Consider the following 13,845-nt stretch of genomic DNA (forward strand, 5'->3'; position numbering starts at 1 on the left):
TGTCCCCGCTCTGTCGCGTCCTCAGCCGCCCGAACCGGTGGTCTCGGGCTCCATCTCGACGCCGTCGTCGTAGACGAGGTCCGCCACCGCGATGACCGAGCCGCTGTCGACCTGCATCTCGGAGTGGCCCCCGCAGCCGTACTCGGCGTGCACCACGTGCCCGTCGGCGGGGACGTTGCCGTTGCCGCAGACCCCGAACGCGGCGCGCAGCGAGCCGGCGACCGGCAGGTAGAAGCCGCACGTGCCGCAGTGCGCCGAGGCCGCGCGGGCCATGTCGGCGCCGGGCCCGAAGTCGCCGTCCGACCAGCGCACGGCCGCGTCCAGGCGCCCCTCGCGGCTCATCACGCGCGGGCGGCCCATGCCGAGCTCGTCGCCGACCTCGCGGACCCCGGGGCCGGGCTCGGGGTCCTCGGCGTCCTCCTCGTCGGGGTCGAGGGCGGCGTACGCGGGCACGAGGCGCTCGTCGTCGTCCTCGACGGGCAGCAGGTCGCCGGGGCCGAGGTCGTCGGCGCGCAGGCGCTCGGTCCACGGCACCCAGGTCGGTGCGACGACCGACTCCGGCCCGGGCAGCAGCACGACCTCGCTGACGTTCACGTCGCCCTCGGGCCCGGCGACGGTCACGGCCCAGTACCAGCCGCGGTAGCCCGGCTTGCCGGCCGCGAAGTAGTGGGTCGCGGCGTCGGGCACGTCCTCGGCGCGGATCGCGACGGCCTCGCCGACCTGGCCGGCCTCGCCGTCGGCGGTCTCGACGGCGGCGGCGCGCGCGAGGTCGGCCGCTCCGCGGAGGTGGGCGGCGACGTCGGAGGGTGTGTCCGACGGTGTGGCGGACGGGACGGCCGGGTCGGCGAGCTCGGGGACCACGCCACGATTGTGCCCGCCACACCGCCGGGCGGCGGAGCCGGGCGGGCACCGGCCACTCCCGGTCGGCGGCCGGTCACCGAGGGTGTCCCGATCGGGGTCGTACGTCGGTCATCATGGACCCGTGACCGGACCGTACGGCCCGCCGCCGCGCCGTCGGCCCGAGCGCCTGCCGCCGACGCCCCGGTCCACGCGGCCCTTCCCCGAGGGGGAGCCCGCCGGTCCCGCCGAGCCCCCCGGCGACCGGGACACCCGGTACTCCACCCGCTTCGACCCGCGCGCCGAGACCCGGCACGACGCCCGCGCCGCGGACGCCCGCCCGCACGACGGTGACGACCACCCCGGCCCCCGCAAGATCACCGTCACCCGGGTCGCCGCCTGGCGGGCCCGGCACCTGACCCGCCGCGGCGCACAGGCCTTCCACCGCGCCGCGTCCGCCGACGGCGCCGACCGTTCCGGGCTCACGGCGCTGACCTACGCCTGGATGGCCAACTACGCCTCCGACGCGACGCTCGCCGTCGCGCTGGCCAACACCCTGTTCTTCTCCGCCGCGAGCGCCGAGAGCAAGGGCCGGGTGGCGCTCTACCTGCTCATCACCGTCGCGCCGTTCGCGCTGGTCGCGCCGGTGATCGGGCCGGCGCTCGACCGGCTGCAGCAGGGCCGGCGCGCGGCGATGGCGGCGTCGACCGCGGGCCAGGGCGCGCTGGCGGTCGTGCTCGCCCTGTACATGGACACCTGGGCGCTGTACCCGGCGGCGCTGGGGATCATGGTGCTCTCGAAGTCGTTCGGCGTGCTCAAGGCCGCGGTCACGCCCCGCGTGCTCCCACCGGGCATCACGCTGGTCACGACGAACTCCCGGCTCACCGTCTTCGGCCTGATCGCCTCCGGGGTGGCCGGGGCGGTCGCGGCCGGCGTCGCCTGGCTCTTCGGCTCCCCCGGCGCCGCGTGGCTCACGGCGGTCATCTGCCTCGCCGCGGTGTGGCTGTGCCTGCGCATCCCGGCCTGGGTGGAGGTCACCGAGGGCGAGGAACCCACCCGCATCCTCCCGGTGCCCGGCATCACCGAGGACGCCCCGCGCCGCAGCCCCCTGTCCCGCGACGTCGTCACCGCGCTGTGGGCCAACGGCACGATCCGCAGCCTGACCGGCTTCCTCATGCTGTTCGCGGCCTTCGTCGTCAAGAACGAGACCGAGGGCGCGCCCGGCGACCAGCTCGTGCTGCTCGGCATCGTCGGCGCCGCGGCCGGGGCGGGCGGCTTCCTCGGCAACTTCGTCGGCGCCCGCCAGCGCTTCGACCGGCCCCGCGTGCTCCTCGTCGTGGGCCTCGTCGCGGCGCTGGCGGCGGTGGTCGTCGCGGCGGTGCTCACCGGGCTGGCGAGCGCGGCGGTGTGCGCCCTCGTCGCCGCCACCACCAGCGCCCTGCTCAAGGTCTGCCTCGACGCCGTCGTCCAGCGCGACCTGCCCGAGGCCGGCCGCGCCTCGGCGTTCGGGCGCTCCGAGACGATCCTGCAGCTGTCGTGGGTGTTCGGTGGCGCGCTGGGCGTGCTGCTGCCGCCGACGTGGTGGATCGGGTTCACGGTCATCGGCGTCGTCGTGGCGCTCGGTACCGTGCAGACCGTGCTGATCAGTCGGGGGTCGTCGATGATCCCGTGGAGACGGCGGTGAGGTCGCTGTGACATCTCTGCGGTCGCTCCCCCGCCGGACGCTCGTCGTCGGCGCCCTCGTGCTGGTCGCCGTCGTGGCCGTGGTCGTCGTGCTCGTCGTGCGTGCGACGGCCGGGCCCTCGTCCCCGGGCGAGGTCACCTTCGCCGCGGGCGGGGCCACCGCGACCGTGGGCGCGACCCAGTTCTGCGACGTCGGAGTCACCGAGTGCGGCGACGACCCGGAGGCGACCGCCGTCCTGCCGGTCCCGCCGAACACGCCGTTGACGGTCACGGTGCCCGAGGAGGTCGCGAGCACGCCGTGGCAGCTCGCGTTCACGTTCCGTGATTCCACAGGCGCCACGCAGCAGGGCCGCAGCCCCGTGTTCGCGCCGGGCACGACCCCGACCTTCACGCTCGTCCTGCCGGCTGCGCCCGACCAGCTGACCAGTGCCGAGGTCCAGCAGTACGGCGCGCGGATCACCCAGGGCCCCAACGGTCTGGAGTTCGCGACGCGCGCGACGTGGGTACTCAGCGTCGACGACCGGTGACCCGACGTGACCCCGATCCCGTCGAGTGACGTCCGATCGAGTGGTGCACGGCGTTTTCACTCGTTCGGCTCTGGGTGGCTGTAACGGAGATCGCCATCGTGCGCGACTGCATCGGGGACTCTCGGGGGGATTCTCTACATGGTCACGTCGCGTGCTGTCACCGTCCGTCGCCGCGCCTCGCGGTGGTTCGCCGTACTCGGGGTCCTCGTCGCCGCCGCGCTCACGTTCTCGACCGTCGCCGTCGCGCCGTCGGCCGAGGCGGCCACCGTCCTCGGCCAGTTCCGCAACGGCTCCGGCAAGTGCCTCGAGAACCTCAACAACGCCACGACGACGAACAACACCATCCGGATCAACGCCTGCGGGCCGATGACCAACCAGGCCCAGCAGTTCAGCCGGTGGGCGAACGACGAGGCGATCAAGACGCCCGCGGGGCGCTGCCTCGGCACGCTGAACAACGGGACCGCGGCCGGCACCAACGTCGTGCTCGTCGCCTGCAACCCGGCGAACAACACCCAGCACTGGGTGATCCGCACCGACGGGCTCGTGATCAACCGGCAGGCGCTCCGCTGCCTCGCGCCGCTGAACAACTCCACGACCAACGGCACCCGCACGGTCCTGGCGAACTGCTCCACGACGGCCGCGATGCGCTGGACCGTCCCGGCGGCCTCCACGCCGACCACGACGCCGACCACGACCACCACGCCGGTCCCGCCGACGACCACGACCACCACGACGGTCCCCCCGACGACGACCACGACGACCGTCCCGCCGACCACCACGACCCCGCCGACCACCACGACCCCGCCGACCACCACGACCCCGCCGCCGGCCGGCCGCGACCCGCTGCGCCAGCCGTTCTCGTCGACGTCGATCTGGAACATGCCGATCGGCAGCGGCGCGGTGTACGTCCCCGCGGGCCTGCCCGCCCTGCCCGGCGGCAGCACCGGCGCCCGCGTCCCGCAGGTCGACGACGAGCCGCTGATCCTCACGCCGACCGCGCCCCTGACCGACATCCTCTTCAGCTCGGGCGGCTGGGGCGGCGACCGCTGCCAGAACGACCCCTCGCGCGTGCTCGCCCGGGCGCCGATCCCGTCGGGCTACGTCCTGCCCAGCGACAACAAGAACCAGAGCGCCGCGATCCTCGCCGCCGACGGCCGCACGATCATCTCGCCCCAGCCGCTCGCGCGGTGCCGCGCGGGCGGGCCCGCGACCAGCTACGTCCGCTACCCCGACCAGGACATCTACGGCCCGGGCATCGAGGGCTCGCACGGCGGGTCGGGCATGAGCGCGCTGGGCGGGTCGATCCGCATCGGCGAGCTGCGCCCCGGCCAGCAGGGCCCACGCCACGCGCTGAAGATCAACCTGTACGCCCGCGGCGAGCTGGGCGTCTGCGGTCCCACGCGCGCCGAGTGCTTCCGCTGGCCGGCGGTGAAGTCGGACTCGCGGGCGGTGACCTGGTACGGCCAGGCGACCAACAACCAGAACACCGCCATGCGCATGGGCGCGCTGCTCGCGCTGCCGGCGAACACGAGCATCGCCTCGCTGAACCTGCAGACCGAGCCCGCCCGCCAGATCGCCTGGACGCTGCAGAACTACGGCGCCTACGTCGTCGACGACACCAGCGGCCCGTCGTTCGCCCTCAACGCCGAGAACGGGCCGGGCGGCAACATGCGCACGCAGTTCCGCGGCGACTGGGGCTACGACTTCGAGATCTACGCGAGCAACGCCAACGCCTGGAGCCGCGACCTGCAGAAGCTCCGCACCGCGCTGTCCGTCGTCGACAACAACGGGCCCTCGAGCATCGGCGGCGGCGGCACACCCCGCCAGCCGCTGCTGCCCGAGCTCGTCCAGCCGATGGTGACGGTCCCGCCGACCGTGCCCACGGCCCCGCAGACGACGGCGACCAGCGGTCCCGTCCCGCCGACGACCACCGCGCCGGTGCCGGGCAGCTGAACCACCCGTCCCGAGCGCCCGTCCGTGCCCCGGCACGGGCGGGCGCTCGGAGCGTGCGGCGCGCCCCGGCGGATCAGCCCTCGAGCTCGCGCGCCACGGCGCGGACGACCTCGGCGAGCTGCTTGGTGTGCCGCCGGTCCGGGTAGCGGCCGCGGCGCAGCTCGGGCTGCACGCGGGCCTCCAGGATCTTGATCATGTCGTCGATGAGGCCGTGGAGCTCGTCGGGCGAGCGGCGGGCGGCCTCGGCCACCGACGGCGCGGGGTCGACGAGCCGGACCTGCAGCGCCTGGGGCCCGCGCCGGCCCTCGGCGATCCCGAACTCGACGCGCTGCCCGGACTTCAGCGTCTCCACCTCGCGGGGCAACGCCCCCTTGGGCACGTAGACGTCCGCCCCGCCCTCCTGCGAGAGGAAGCCGAACCCCTTCTCGGCGTCGTACCACTTGACCCTGCCGGTCGGCACCGTCGTCTCCCGTCCTGCGTCACCCACGACAAAGCGCCCCGGCGGCCGTGCCGGAGCGCAGGCATCCAGTTTATCCCCGCGCGGCCACCACGAATCCGCTGTCAGGACGCCGTCGTGCCGGTTTCAGGCCGTCGGGCTCCGCGAGAGGCCCAGCAGCTCGACGGCCTCCTCGCGCATCTGGACCTTGCGGACCTTGCCGGTCACGGTCATCGGGAAGTCCTCGACGACGTGCACGTAGCGCGGGATCTTGTAGTGCGCGAGCCTGCCGCTCGAGAACTCGCGCAGCGCCTCGGCGGTCAACGGCTCGGTGCCCGGCCTCTGACGCACCCAGGCCATGATCTCCTCGCCGAACCGCTCGTCGGGGACCCCGATGACCTGGGCGTCGACGATGTCGGGGTGGGTGTAGAGGAACTCCTCGATCTCGCGCGGGTAGATGTTCTCCCCACCCCGGATGACCATGTCCTTGATGCGGCCCGTGATGTTGATGTAACCCTCGTCGTCCATGACGCCGAGGTCGCCGCTGTGCATCCAGCGGGCGCGGTCGATGACCTCCGCGGTCTTGTCGGGCTGCTCCCAGTACCCGAGCATCACCGAGTAGCCCCGGGTGCACAGCTCGCCGGGGGTGCCGCGCGGCACGGTGCGCCCGGTCTCCGGGTCGACGATCTTCGACTCGAGGTGGGGCATCGTGCGCCCGACGGTGGACACGCGGCGGTCCAGCGAGTCGTCGACCCGGGTCTGCGTGGACACCGGGCTGGTCTCGGTCATGCCGTAGGAGATGGCGACCTCGGACATGCCCATCCGCTCGACGACCTGCTTCATCACCTCGATCGGGCACGGCGAGCCGGCCATGATCCCGGTGCGCAGGCTCGTCAGGTCGTAGGACTCGAAGTCCTCCAGCCCCAGCTCGGCGATGAACATCGTCGGCACGCCGTAGAGCGAGGTGCACCGCTCCTGCGCGACGGCCTCGAGGGTCAGCGTCGGGTCGAACCCGGGCGCGGGAATGACCATCGTCGCGCCCGAGCTGGTGCACGCGAGGTTGCCCATGACCATGCCGAAGCAGTGGTAGAAGGGCACCGGGATGCAGACGCGGTCGGTGTCGTCGTAGCCGATGAGCTGCCCGACGAAAAAGCCGTTGTTGAGGATGTTGTGGTGCGACAGCGTCGCGCCCTTGGGGAACCCCGTCGTGCCCGAGGTGTACTGGATGTTGATCGGGTCGTCCGGCGTCAGCGTCGCCTGCACCTCGCGGACCCGCGAGGTGTCCCCGGAGCGGTCGAACAGGCCGTGCCACTCGTCGGAGTCGATGATCACGACCCGCTGCAGCGCCCGCCGCTCGGGCCGGACCTCGTCGATCATCGCGACGTAGTCGGAGGTCTTGAAGCTGCGCGCGGCGACCAGCAGCGAGATGCCCGCCTGGTCGAGCACGAAGGCGAGCTCGTGGGTCCGGTAGGCCGGGTTGATGTTGACGAGGATCGCGCCGATCTTCGCCGTCGCGTACTGCAGCAGCGTCCACGGCGCGCAGTTCGGCGCCCAGATCCCCACGCGGTCGCCGACGGCCACCCCGGCCTCGAGCAGGCCCAGCGCGAGCGCGTCGACCTCGGCCACGAACTGCGCCCACGTGTACCGCTCGCCCCGCGCCCGGTCGACGAGCGCCTCGGCGTCCGGGCGCGCTCCGGCGGTCCGGTCCAGGTTGTCGCCGATGGTGTCCCCCAGCAGGGGGATGTCCGAGATCCCCGAGGTGTAGCTGGGGACGAGGGGCTGGGCGGGCGCCGTCACAGGAGACCTCCGGGGCGAGCACGTGTGCGAGCACTGTTCCGATGCACTGTGGTCGCGGCCACGATGTCACGCCGGTCGCCCCGCCGTCACCGGATGATCGGACGGGCCTGGGACCATTGCCGACCATGGGTGACGTGGTCGAGGTCGACGGCACCGGGCTCTCCGGCGACGACGTCGAGAAGGCGACCGACCGGCTCGTCGACGTGCTGGTGGCCGCCGACGAGGACGGCTGGTACGGGCGACTGGAGGTCGTCCGGCCCTGGTCGGCGCACAACCCGCACCTGGACGGGGAGTTCGCCCGCGCCGGGGCGATCCGGCGCTACCTGTGCCGCGAGCTGGCGTCGCTGCTGGGCATGGGCGCGCGGATCACCGCGCGGCCCTCGCGGGTGCAGCCGCCGTTCGACGACCCCGACTTCTTCGTCGCCCTCGACGAGGACCGTGTCGACACCCGCTCGAAGAAGCTCTTCCTGTTCTCCCCCGAGCGCATGGCCCTCTCGATCGACCGGATCGGCCACTACACGGGCACGCCGGCCGCCGCCTTCCAGCGCCACGTGCTGTTCACGAACTACGCCATGCACGTCGAGTCGTTCCTCGAGCGCTTCCCGGACGCGGTGCGCCCCGAACGGCCGGGCGCCCAGATGCCCGCCTACCACCACGTCACCGAGGCCGGCGACGGCGTGAGCCTCGTGAACATCGGGGTGGGGCCGGCGAACGCGAAGACCGCGACCGACCACGTCGCCGTCCTGCGCCCGGACACCATGATCATGATCGGGCACTGCGGCGGGCTGCGGAACCACCAGCAGAAGGGCGACTTCGTGCTGGCCACGGGCTACCAGCGCGCCGACCACGTCCTCGACGAGGTGCTGCCGCTCGACGTGCCCGTGGTGCCCAACCACCGCCTGAACTCCTACCTGCTCGACGCGCTGCAGCGCGCGGGCATGACCTACCGGCTCGGCATCGTGCACACCACCGACAACCGGAACTGGGAGTTCAACCAGCAGGCGGCGCTGCGCGCGATGCAGCTGAGCCGCAGCGTCGCGGTCGACATGGAGTCGGCGACGATCGCGACGAACGGCTTCCGCTACCGCGTGCCGCACGCCACGCTGCTCTGCGTCTCGGACAAGCCGCTGCACGGCTCGCCGAAGCTCGCCGCCGGCGCGCAGGAGTTCTACGAGGCGTCCAAGCGCCACCACCTCGACCTGGCGCTGACGGCCCTCGCGTCGGTGCGCCGCGAGCACCCCGAGGGCCTGCCCGGCCAGGAGATCCGCGCCGTCGACGAGCCGCTGTTCGGGGGCCCGCCCGACCTGTGAGGTGATCAGGCGGCGGCGAGCGACGGTGCGGTCGCGGCGCCCTGCCGGTCGGCGGGGACGCCGTCGGGGCGGGCGAGCACCGCACCGTCGCGATCGAGCCCGAGGGTCGTCGCGGTCGCGGCGTCGAGGGGGTGCACGGCGACGGGCGCGCTGCCGGTGCGCCCGGCCGCGAGCAGGCGGGTCGCCGTGGCGGCGTCGGGCCCGGCCAGCACGGTCCAGCCGGGTCCGAGCAGGTCGAGGGTCGAGCGGCCGTCGGGCAGCGCGACGTGGGGCAGGCGGGCGCCGAGGTCGACGGCGAGCTCGGTGGCGACGTCGCGGCGGCTGCCGTCGGGGTCGGTCGAGCGCGCGACGGCGTGCTCGGCGACCGGGCGGCGCTCCGCCTCGTAGGTGTCGAGCAGCTCGGGGCCGGCCCAGCCGCGCAGCACCCAGGCGAGCTTCCAGGCGAGGTCGACGCCGCTCTGCAGGGCGGTGTTCATGCCGGTGCCGCCGCGCGGGGTGACGCGGTGGGCGGCGTCGCCGGCGAGGAACACGTCGCCGGCGCGGAAGGTCTCCGCGAGGTGGGCCGCGGCACGGATCGGCCGGACGCTCTCGACCTGCACGTCCAGCCCCGGGACCCCGGCGCTGCGACGGAGCATCGCCGCGACCTCCTCCGGGCTGTCGGTGTCCTCGCCCGGCGCGTAGATCCACCGGTCGCCCCCGGCGGGCAGGAAGAGACCCGGGGAGTCCGAGACCCAGTACAGGCCGAAGCGGACCCGGCCCAGCACCGCCTCCAGCGGGGCCCGCACGACGGTGTGGGTCCCGGCGAGCACGCCGTCGTCGTCGCCGTGCACGACGATCCCGACCGCCCGCCGCACCGCGCTGTGCGCGCCGTCGGCGCCGATGAGGTAGCGGGCGCGCAGGGTGCGGCCGTCGGTGGTGGTCGCGACGACGCCGTCGGCGGCCGACCCCACGTCCGCGATCTCGGCGCCGGACACGACGCGCACCGTGGGCAGCGTCGCGAGGTGGCCGCGCAGCACGGCCTCGAACCGGTCCTGGGCGACGACGGCGGGCGCCGTCGGGCTGACCAGGGCGGCCTGCTCCCGTGTCGGGTAGCCGACCGCGACGGCGCGGCCGTCGTCGGCGGCGGCGAGCGAGGCGCACTCCCACAGCCAGACGTCGGCGTCGTGCCCCTGCGCGCGCACCGCGGCCTCGAGGCCCCAGGCGCGCACGTGCTCCATCGCGCGGGTGCTGACCACGGTGGCCCGCGGCCACGTGGACGGGGTCGCGCGTTTCTCGACCACCAGGGTGTCGATGCCGTGCCGGCCCAGCGTCACGGCGGCGGCGAGCCCGGCGGCACCACCGCCGACGACGAGGACGTCACACTTCCGATGAACATGGTGTCTCATAGAAGACAGGCTGTTCAGTCGAATACAGGCTGTCAAGCCAAATCTGTTAGGTTCGGCCTCGTGGCCACCCGGAAGTACGAGCAACGGTTGCGCGCCGTGTCGGCCGAGCAGACGCGCCGGGACGTGCTCACCGCACTGGAGCAGCGGCTGACCGAGACCCGCGGCGCGGTCGGGCTCGAGGACGTGGCGCGCCGGGCCGGGGTCTCGCGGTCGACCGTGTACCTGGTGTTCGGCTCACGGGCCGGGCTCTTCGACGCCTTCGCCGACGATCTCTGGGAGCGAGCCGGGCTCCCCCGGCTCACCGAGGCCGTGGCGCACCCCGACGCCCGCGAGCACCTGCGCGGCGGGCTCCGCGCCGGCACCGAGATCTTCGCGGCGATGCGCGACGTCGCCGCGGTGCTGTTCGCGATGTCGGCGCTCGACCCGGACTCGGTGGGCGGGGCGGTCGTGCGCATGGAGCAGGAGCGGTGGGGCGGCATGCTCCACCTCGCCCGGCGCCTGGCCGAGCAGGGCGAGCTGCGCGACGACGTCTCCGAGGCCGAGGCCGCCGACGCCCTCTGGGTGATCGCGGGCTTCGCGAGCTTCGACGCGCTCTACACCGGTCGCGGCCTGCCCGTCGACGAGGTCGCCCGCCGCCTCGTCGCCATGGCGGAGGCGGCCCTGTGCCGCCCCCCTATGTGAGTACTTTCATCCCCTATAGGGGCAGAAAGTGCTCACGTGGGTTCAGCGGCGGCGGGGGTGCACGGCGACCTCGGTGGCCTTGACCGCGAACCACAGGTCATCGCCCGGCTCCACGCCCAGCTCGGCGACGGCGGCGGGGGTGACGTCGGCGGCGAGCCCCTCGGCCCACTCCGGGCCGCCCGGGGCCGCCGCCGCGCGCAGCCGCACCACCTCGCCCCGGGGTTCGAGGGCCGCGAGGCGCACCGGGAGCACGTTGCGGGGGCTGCCCTCGGGGTGCTTGCGGTGCACCGCGACCGCGCTGGGCGGGAACACCGCGACCGCCGGCTCACCGTCCGCCAGCTCCTCGGAGGCGCGCCCGTGCACCGTGGCGCCCTCGGGCGTCGTCAGCCCGGCCGCGGAGGCCGCGCCCCCGACGAGGTCCAGCCCGGCGATCCGGGCCGCGAACGCCGAGCGCGGGCGCGCCAGCACCTCGGCCGTCGGGCCCTCCTCGACCACCGCGCCGTCGGCCAGCACCAGGAGGCGGTCGGCGAGCACCACGGCGTCGACCACGTCGTGGGTGACGAGCAGCGTCGTCTGCCCCGTCTGCCGCACGACCCGGCGCAGCACCGAGCGCACGGCCGGCGCAGCGTCGACGTCGAGCGCGGCGAAGGGCTCGTCGAGCAGCAGCAGCTCGGGCTCGACGGCGAGCGCGCGGGCGATCGCGACCCGCTGGGCCTGGCCGCCCGAGAGCTCCGACGGCCGGCGCTCGGCGAGATCGGCGAGGCCCACGTCGGCGAGCCGCTCGTCCGCCGCCGCCCGCGCCGCGCGTCGCCCCCGGCCGGCGCAGCGGGGGCCGAAGGCGACGTTGTCGCGGGCGGAGAGGTGCGGGAACAGCAGCGCCTGCTGGCTGAGCAGCCCCACCCGGCGCCGGTGGGCGGGCACCGCGACCCGCGCCGCGGTGTCGGTGAGCACCCGCCCGCCGAGCGTGACCCGCGCATCCTCGGGGCCGTGGAGGCCCGCGAGCGTCCCGAGCAGCGTCGACTTGCCCGACCCGTTCGGCCCGAGCACCGCGACCACCTCCCCCGGCGCCACCTCGACCGCGACGTCGAGGGTGAACCCGCCGCGCCGGGTCGTCACCCGGGCCTCGAGCGCGGTCACCGCACGCCCGAGACGTCGCGGGTGCGGGTGGCGACGATGACGAGGACGGCGACCACGACCAGCACCAGCGACATGGCCACCGCGCCGTCGAGGTCGTTCTGCGACTGGATGTAGATCAGCAGCGGCAGGGTCTGGGTGGTGCCCTGCAGGTTGCCGGCGAAGGCGATCGTCGCGCCGAACTCGCCGAGCGCGCGGGCGAAGGCCAGGACCGACCCCGACACCAGCCCCGGCAGCACGACCGGCAGCGTCACCCGCCGCAGCGCGGTCAGCGGCGGCGCCCCGAGGGTCGCGGCGACGACCTCGTAGCGCTCGCCCGCCGTCCGCAGCGCCCCCTCGAGGCTGACGACGAGGAACGGCATGGCGACGAAGGTCTGCGCGATGACGACGGCCGCGGTGGAGAACGGCACCGTGATCCCGAACCAGGCGTCGAGCAGCTGCCCGACCGGCCCGGTGCGCCCGAGCAGGAACAGCAGCGTCAGGCCGCCGACCACGGGGGGCAGCACCAGCGGCAGCAGCACGATCGAGCGCAGCACCGCCAGCCCCGGCAGGTCCGAGCGCGCCAGCACGAGCGCGAGCGGCGTCCCGAGCAGCAGGCACAGCGCCGTCGAGACGAGCCCCGTCTGCAGGGAGAGCGACAGCGCGTCGAGCGCCGCGGGAGTGGTGACCAGGGTGCCGAAGTCCGCCCAGTCGGTCCGCACCACGAGCCCGGCCACGGGCACCGCGACGAGGCCGAACCCCACCACCGCCGGCACCCACACCGGCCAGGGCAACGTGAGCGTGATCGCGCCGCCCCGGCGGGTGCGCGTCACGTCAGCGTGAACCCGGCCTGTTGCAGGGCCGCGTCGCCCTGGGGGCCGGTGACGAACTGGATCCAGGCGTTCGCGAGGTCGGCCTGGCCGCCCTCCACGGCGCCGATGAGGTAGTTCTGCGCCGCCCCCGGCGCTGTGGCCTCGGGGAAGTCGACGCCCTCGACCTGCCCGCCCGCCGACCGCACGTCGGTGACGTAGACGAGCCCGGCGTCGACGTTGCGGGTCTGCACGCGCTGGAGCACCGAGCGCACGTCCTGCTCCTCGCTGACCGGGTCGAGGGTGACGCCCGCGGCGCGCTCGGCGGCCTCCGTGGCGGCGCCGCACGGGACGGCGGGCGCGCAGACCGACTCGGTGACCTGCGGTCCGACCAGCGACGACAGGCCGGTGACCCGCTTCGGGTTGCCGGGCGGCACGGCGATCTGGAGCCGATTCGTCGCGTAGGTGAGCGGCTCCCCCGCGATCCGCCCCGCCTGCTGCGCGGTCTGCATCGTCCGCGTGCTCGCGGTGGCCAGCACGTCGGCGGGCGCCCCCTGCACGACCTGCTGGGCGAGCGTGTCCGAGCCGCCGACATTGAACACGACGGTGGTGCCGGGGTTGGCCAGCTCGAACTGCGGCCCGAGCTGCTCGTAGACGTCGGTCAGCGACGCCGCTGCGGAGACGGTGAGCGTGCGGCCGGGCTGTTGCTCTCCACCGAACTGTTCCCCACCGGACGATCCGCACGCCGTGACGGCCAGCGCGAGCGCGGCGGCCAGGGCCGTCAGGACGACGGTGCGGGCGCCGCTCACGCCAGGCCTCCGGGGGTCTCAACGATGATCTGGGACGCCTTGACGATCGAGACCGCGAGCGAGCCGACCTCGAGCCCGAGCTCCTCGACGGCCTCGGTGCTCATCAGCGACACCACGCGGTGCGGCCCGCACTGCATCTCGACCTGCGACATGACCTTGTCGCTGCTGATCGAGGTCACCAGCCCGACGAAGCGGTTGCGCGCGGAGCGGCCCACCCCGGACGGGTCGGGGGTGGCGTGGGCCTGGGCGCGCGCGAAGGCGGCGAGGTCGGCGCCGGCGATGACCTTGCGCCCGCTGGCGTCGGTGGACACCGGCAGCGCGCCGCCGTCGGTCCACCGGCGCACGGTGTCGTCGCTGACCCCGAGCAGCCGGGCGGCCTCGGCGATCCGGAAGTGCGTCACGAGCGGGCAGTCTAGGCCCGAGACTGCGTCTGTACAGTGCCGCCTGCTCCGCAGGTCCGGAGACGGGTCACGCCGGTCAGCGCTCGCCGCGGCGGCGACGCGGT

At 74.4% G+C, this 13,845-nt stretch carries 13 protein-coding genes; 5 read left to right on the plus strand and 8 right to left on the minus strand.

The genetic code is table 11. The features are described 5' to 3' along the window. Window positions 1-21 precede the first annotated feature (21 nt). Complete coding sequence (locus tag ACYX4T_RS14090; RefSeq protein WP_476015115.1) at window positions 22-861, minus strand: DUF3027 domain-containing protein; 840 nt, start codon at window positions 859-861, stop codon at window positions 22-24. 121 nt (window positions 862-982) lie between these two features. Between ACYX4T_RS14090 and ACYX4T_RS14095 the strand changes: the two genes are divergently transcribed. The 3 genes from ACYX4T_RS14095 to ACYX4T_RS14105 all read left to right on the plus strand — a co-directional run bounded on the left by ACYX4T_RS14095 (window position 983) and on the right by ACYX4T_RS14105 (window position 5,000). After that, on the plus strand, window positions 983-2,521 hold the full coding sequence (locus ACYX4T_RS14095) for an MFS transporter (protein ID WP_476015116.1): 1,539 nt from the start codon (window positions 983-985) through the stop codon (window positions 2,519-2,521). A 7-nt stretch (window positions 2,522-2,528) separates the two neighbouring features. After that, complete coding sequence (locus ACYX4T_RS14100) at window positions 2,529-3,047, plus strand: DUF2771 family protein (protein ID WP_476015117.1); 519 nt, start codon at window positions 2,529-2,531, stop codon at window positions 3,045-3,047. Between the two features lie 138 nt (window positions 3,048-3,185). Then, entirely contained in the window at window positions 3,186-5,000 is a 1,815-nt protein-coding gene (locus ACYX4T_RS14105; RefSeq protein WP_476015118.1) for a ricin-type beta-trefoil lectin domain protein, read from the plus strand. Window positions 5,001-5,073: 73 nt separating this feature from the next. Here ACYX4T_RS14105 and ACYX4T_RS14110 read toward each other — a convergent pair whose 3' ends face one another. Together ACYX4T_RS14110 and ACYX4T_RS14115 are read right to left on the minus strand one after the other, a co-directional pair. Beyond that, the gene (locus ACYX4T_RS14110; protein ID WP_476015119.1) at window positions 5,074-5,460 is read right to left on the minus strand and encodes a cold-shock protein; all 387 of its coding nucleotides are present in this window, start codon (window positions 5,458-5,460) and stop codon (window positions 5,074-5,076) included. A gap of 123 nt (window positions 5,461-5,583) precedes the next feature. After that, entirely contained in the window at window positions 5,584-7,233 is a 1,650-nt protein-coding gene (locus tag ACYX4T_RS14115; protein ID WP_476015120.1) for an AMP-binding protein, read from the minus strand. Between the two features lie 125 nt (window positions 7,234-7,358). On the opposite strand from ACYX4T_RS14115, the gene ACYX4T_RS14120 reads away from it, so the two are divergent. Beyond that, window positions 7,359-8,543 carry a phosphorylase family protein gene (locus tag ACYX4T_RS14120; protein WP_476015121.1) on the plus strand — a complete coding sequence of 395 codons (1,185 nt, stop codon included), beginning with the start codon at window positions 7,359-7,361 and terminating at the stop codon, window positions 8,541-8,543. A 5-nt stretch (window positions 8,544-8,548) separates the two neighbouring features. On the opposite strand, the gene ACYX4T_RS14125 is transcribed toward ACYX4T_RS14120, so the two are convergent. Next, window positions 8,549-9,856 (minus strand): FAD-dependent monooxygenase, encoded by a 1,308-nt coding sequence (locus ACYX4T_RS14125; RefSeq protein ID WP_476015122.1) that lies wholly within the window; start codon window positions 9,854-9,856, stop codon window positions 8,549-8,551. Here ACYX4T_RS14125 and ACYX4T_RS14130 point away from each other — a divergent pair. Next, the gene (locus ACYX4T_RS14130) at window positions 9,839-10,609 is read left to right on the plus strand and encodes a TetR/AcrR family transcriptional regulator (RefSeq protein ID WP_476015123.1); all 771 of its coding nucleotides are present in this window, start codon (window positions 9,839-9,841) and stop codon (window positions 10,607-10,609) included. The two genes, ACYX4T_RS14125 and ACYX4T_RS14130, sit on opposite strands and share 18 nt — an antisense overlap. 42 nt (window positions 10,610-10,651) lie before the next feature. Here ACYX4T_RS14130 and ACYX4T_RS14135 read toward each other — a convergent pair whose 3' ends face one another. From ACYX4T_RS14135 to ACYX4T_RS14150, 4 genes are read right to left on the minus strand one after another with little or no spacing between them, the layout of a single operon-like run. Further along, the gene (locus ACYX4T_RS14135; protein WP_476015124.1) at window positions 10,652-11,746 is read right to left on the minus strand and encodes a sulfate/molybdate ABC transporter ATP-binding protein; all 1,095 of its coding nucleotides are present in this window, start codon (window positions 11,744-11,746) and stop codon (window positions 10,652-10,654) included. Then, window positions 11,743-12,516, minus strand: a complete 774-nt coding sequence (locus tag ACYX4T_RS14140) for an ABC transporter permease (protein WP_476015276.1) — start codon at window positions 12,514-12,516, stop codon at window positions 11,743-11,745. Before ACYX4T_RS14140 ends, ACYX4T_RS14135 begins: the two co-directional genes overlap by 4 nt. Before the next feature lie 35 nt (window positions 12,517-12,551). Beyond that, complete coding sequence (modA, locus tag ACYX4T_RS14145) at window positions 12,552-13,340, minus strand: molybdate ABC transporter substrate-binding protein (protein WP_476015125.1); 789 nt, start codon at window positions 13,338-13,340, stop codon at window positions 12,552-12,554. Beyond that, complete coding sequence (locus tag ACYX4T_RS14150; protein ID WP_476015126.1) at window positions 13,337-13,741, minus strand: TOBE domain-containing protein; 405 nt, start codon at window positions 13,739-13,741, stop codon at window positions 13,337-13,339. The genes modA and ACYX4T_RS14150 overlap by 4 nt, the downstream gene beginning before the upstream one ends. Window positions 13,742-13,845 lie beyond the last annotated feature (104 nt).

The organism is Actinomycetospora sp. ABD4_176 (genome assembly GCF_056311855.1).